At 76.8% G+C, this 3520-nt stretch carries 3 protein-coding genes; 2 read left to right on the forward strand and 1 reads right to left on the reverse strand.

The window, feature by feature from the left end:
• Together PYV61_RS22660 and PYV61_RS22665 are read left to right on the forward strand one after the other, a co-directional pair.
• The coding region (locus PYV61_RS22660; protein ID WP_275835956.1) for a TonB-dependent receptor at positions 1–1445 on the forward strand (1445 nt) is incomplete at its 5' end.
• 28 nt (positions 1446–1473) lie between these two features.
• Positions 1474–3042, forward strand: coding sequence for a carboxypeptidase regulatory-like domain-containing protein (locus PYV61_RS22665; RefSeq protein ID WP_275835957.1), 1569 nt, complete (start codon positions 1474–1476; stop codon positions 3040–3042).
• Between the two features lie 72 nt (positions 3043–3114).
• Here PYV61_RS22665 and PYV61_RS22670 read toward each other — a convergent pair.
• Positions 3115–3520, reverse strand: a 406-nt coding sequence (locus tag PYV61_RS22670) for a hypothetical protein (protein WP_275835959.1), incomplete at its 5' end; no start/stop codon positions are given.

Below are 3520 nucleotides of genomic sequence, written 5' to 3' on the forward strand. Positions count from 1 at the left end.
TCTTCCTAAGACCGCTTGGCCTCCGACTTGCGGCGCGCGCCCAGGCGGTCCCCGCGGCGCCCCCCGCCCTCGCGCAACCGGCCGTGCGCGTCACCCTCCAGGGCGTGGCCTGGGACAGCCTGTCGGGGGCGCCGCTCGTCGGCGCACTGGTGCAGTTCGCCCACGAGACGGAACCGAGCCGCCCCGCGCGGACGGCGGTGAGCGACTCGCTGGGCCGGTGGCGCATCGACACGATGCCCTCTGGGCCGTACATCGGCGGCTTCTTCCACCCCACGCTCGACGCGCTGGGGCTGGAGCCGCCGACGTTCCGGGCGCTGATCGCGGGCGACTCGACGGCCCGCCTCGACCTCGGAATCCCCGGGCCGAGCCGCATGCGCGCGCTGCTGTGCGGCGCGGCCGCCGGCGACTCGACGGGCGGGATCATCGGCACGCTGCGCGACGCGACGAGCCAGGAGCCGCTCGCCGGCGCGACGCTGTCGGTGGGGTGGCGGGAGGTGGTGATCGCACGCGGCTCGATCCGCAGCGAGCGCCGGCGGGTGCCGGTCGTCGCGCGGTCGACGGGGACCTTCCTCGCCTGCGGCGTCCCCACCGACACCCCGGTCGAGCTGGACGCCGTCGCGCCCGGACGCGCCAGCGGCGTGGTCGAGGTCCGCGTCCCGGTCGGCGCCGTCGTAAGGCGCGACATGCTCCTCGGCGACTCGGCGACGCTGGTCGCGGTCGCCCGCGCCGCCGCCGCGCCGCCGAGCGACTCGACGGGCGCCGCGCCCGTGGGGCTGCGGGTGGCGGGCGGGGCGACGCTGCGGGGGACCGTCACCACGCCGAACGGGGAGCCGCTCGCCCGCGCCCAGGTGGCACTCGCCGGGACGGGGCGCACCGCGACCACCTCGACCGGGGGCGCGTTCGTCCTCGACTCGCTGCCCGGGGGCACCTTCGGCCTGGAGGCGCGCGCCGTGGGCTACGCGCCCGTGAGCACCCCGGTCGACCTGGGTCCGGGGCGCACGACGAACGTCCGCCTGGCCTTCGGCGAGCGCGCGCAGCAGCTGTCGAGCGTGGTCGTGCGCGGCAAGCGCACCCGGGCCTCGAGCTTCCTGGAGGACTTCGCGGCCCGCCGCCGACGGTCGGCCGGTGGTAGGTTCCTGGGGCCGGCGGAGCTGGAGCGCCGGCCGCTCCTGTACATGACCGACGCCCTGCGCCTGACGCCGAACCTGCGCGTGTACCCGGCGCGCGGCTTCGGCTACGTCGTCCGCGGACGCGGCGACTGCGTGCCGTCGGTGTATCTGGACGGCACGCTGGTGTTCAACGGCGCCGACGACCTCGATCAGATCGTCCCGCCCTCGCAGGTGCTGGCGGTCGAGATCTACGGCTCCGCCGCCACGCCGCCGCCCGAGTTCGGCGGGCTGAGCGGCGGCGGCTGCGGCACCGTCGTGATCTGGACCAAGCGCTGATCCCCGTCCCACCACCGCACTCCCCGCCGTGCCCCGCTCCGCCCCCCTCCTCCGCCTCGCCGCCCTGGCGATCGGGATGACGTCGCTCGCCCCCGCGGCGGCCGACGCGCAGGCCAAGCCCCGCCCGGGGCAGCTCCCGGGCTCGCGCCCGGCCACGCCCCCCACCGGGCAGCCCGGGCGACCGGCCACGGCGCCGCGGCAGCTTCCGCCCCCGCTCCCGGTGGACTCGGCGAAGCCGCTGGCCGTCTACGGCGTGGTCACCGACAGCATCGCGGGCGGCCCCCTGGCGGGTGCCACGGTGCAGCTGGCCCACGAGCAGGACCGGGCGATCTCGTTCACCGCGGAGACCGACTCCAGCGGCCGCTGGCGGATCCCGGGGGTGCGCCCGGGGCGCTACCTCGCGGGCTTCTTCCACCCGACGCTCGACGCGCTGGGGATCGAGCCGCCGGTGTCGCTGGTCCAGATCCTCCCCGACACGGCGGCCCGCCTCGACCTGGGGACGCCCGGCCCGATGGCGGTGCGCGCCAAGGTCTGCCCGCAGGCGCCCGGGGACCGCGCGGTGCTGCTGGGGAGCGTCGGCAACGCCGACACGGGGGAGCCGATCGCCGAGTCCAAGATCGTGCTCACCTGGTCCGAGATGCGGATCAGCGAGGAGGGGGTGCGCAATGTGAAGCGGCGCCTCCCCGTGCGCGTCCGCGCCGACGGCGGCTACGTCGCCTGCGACCTCCCCGCCGACGTCGACCTCGTGGCGAACGCCGAGGCGCCGCGGCGGCGGGGCGGGCTGATCGAGCTCCGCCTGCCGCCCCGTAGCCTCACCCGCCGCGACTTCGCCCTCGGCGACTCCGTGTCCGTGGTGACCGTGCAGCTCCCCGACACGGCGGCGCAGCGCGAGGGGCGGCTGCAGCAGCCCATCACCGTCGCCCGCGGCAACGCGCGCCTCTCGGGCACGGTGCGCACGCGCGACGGGCGCCCGCTCCAGGGCGCGCGCGTGGCGCTGTGGGGGAGCGACGTGCAGGGCACCACCACCGAGGCCGGGAGCTTCGCCCTCGCCGGCCTCCCCGCCGGCACCTACGCGCTCGAGGTGCGGGCCATCGGCTTCGCCCCCAAGCGCGTCCCGGTGACGCTCTCCGCCCGCGCGCCGGGGTCGGTCGGCGTGGTCCTCGACGAGCGGCTGAACACGCTCCAGAGCGTGGTCGTGCAGGCCGACCGCACGAAGCTGAACAAGGACTACAACGGCTTCATGGAGCGGAAGCGGCGCGGCATGGGCGGGCGCTTCATCACCGAGGACGACCTCAACCGCCGCAACCCGATCGTCATCACCGACGCGCTCCGCACGACGCCGGGGCTCTCGGTGGTGCCCAACGGGACCGGCTTCGGCTACGCGATCCAGGGGCGCGGCGGGTGCACGCCCGACGTCTGGGTCGACGGGATGCGCGTGTTCGACGGCGCCACGGACCTCGACCAGCTGGTGCGCCCGATGGACGTCGCCGGCGTGGAGGTCTACAACAGCGCGGGGACGATCCCGGCGCAGTTCATGGGCGCGGCCGGCGGCGGCAACTGCGGCGTCGTCGCGATCTGGACCAAGCGCGGGCGCTGACGTCGGACCACGCGAGCCGGGGGGCGGCGCCGATGGTCGGCGCCGCCCCCCGTCGCGTTCCGCCCACTCGCGTCACTCGCAGGCCCAGCTCACCGGGTGCGCGGGGGTCGGGAACGCGTAGCCGACCTTGGGGAGCACCTCGCGCGCCCCCAGCACGCCCGCCGCCGCGAGCATGACCACCCCGAGCACGTGCACGAAGGCGGCGCGGTGGCGCCAGGCGGCCACGGAGGTCCACAGCCCGGCCAGCGCCAGCACGCCGACCAGCGCCAGGTAGTACCCCAGCCCCACCCCGCACCGCGACGGGTACGGCCAGTAGATCAGCGCCGCCACGACCGCCGCGCCGAACGCCACCCGCAGCAGCAGCGCGACCTGCGTGCGCCACGACCGCCGTCCCGGCGCCTCGAGCCGGCCGCCGAGTCGGCGCTGCGGCGCCGCCGGCGCGGCCGCCGGCAAGTCGGAGGGCCAAGCGGTCTTAGGA

Origin of the sequence: Roseisolibacter sp. H3M3-2, from assembly GCF_029211165.1 — a bacterium.
Classification (GTDB): Bacteria; Gemmatimonadota; Gemmatimonadetes; order Gemmatimonadales; family Gemmatimonadaceae; genus Roseisolibacter.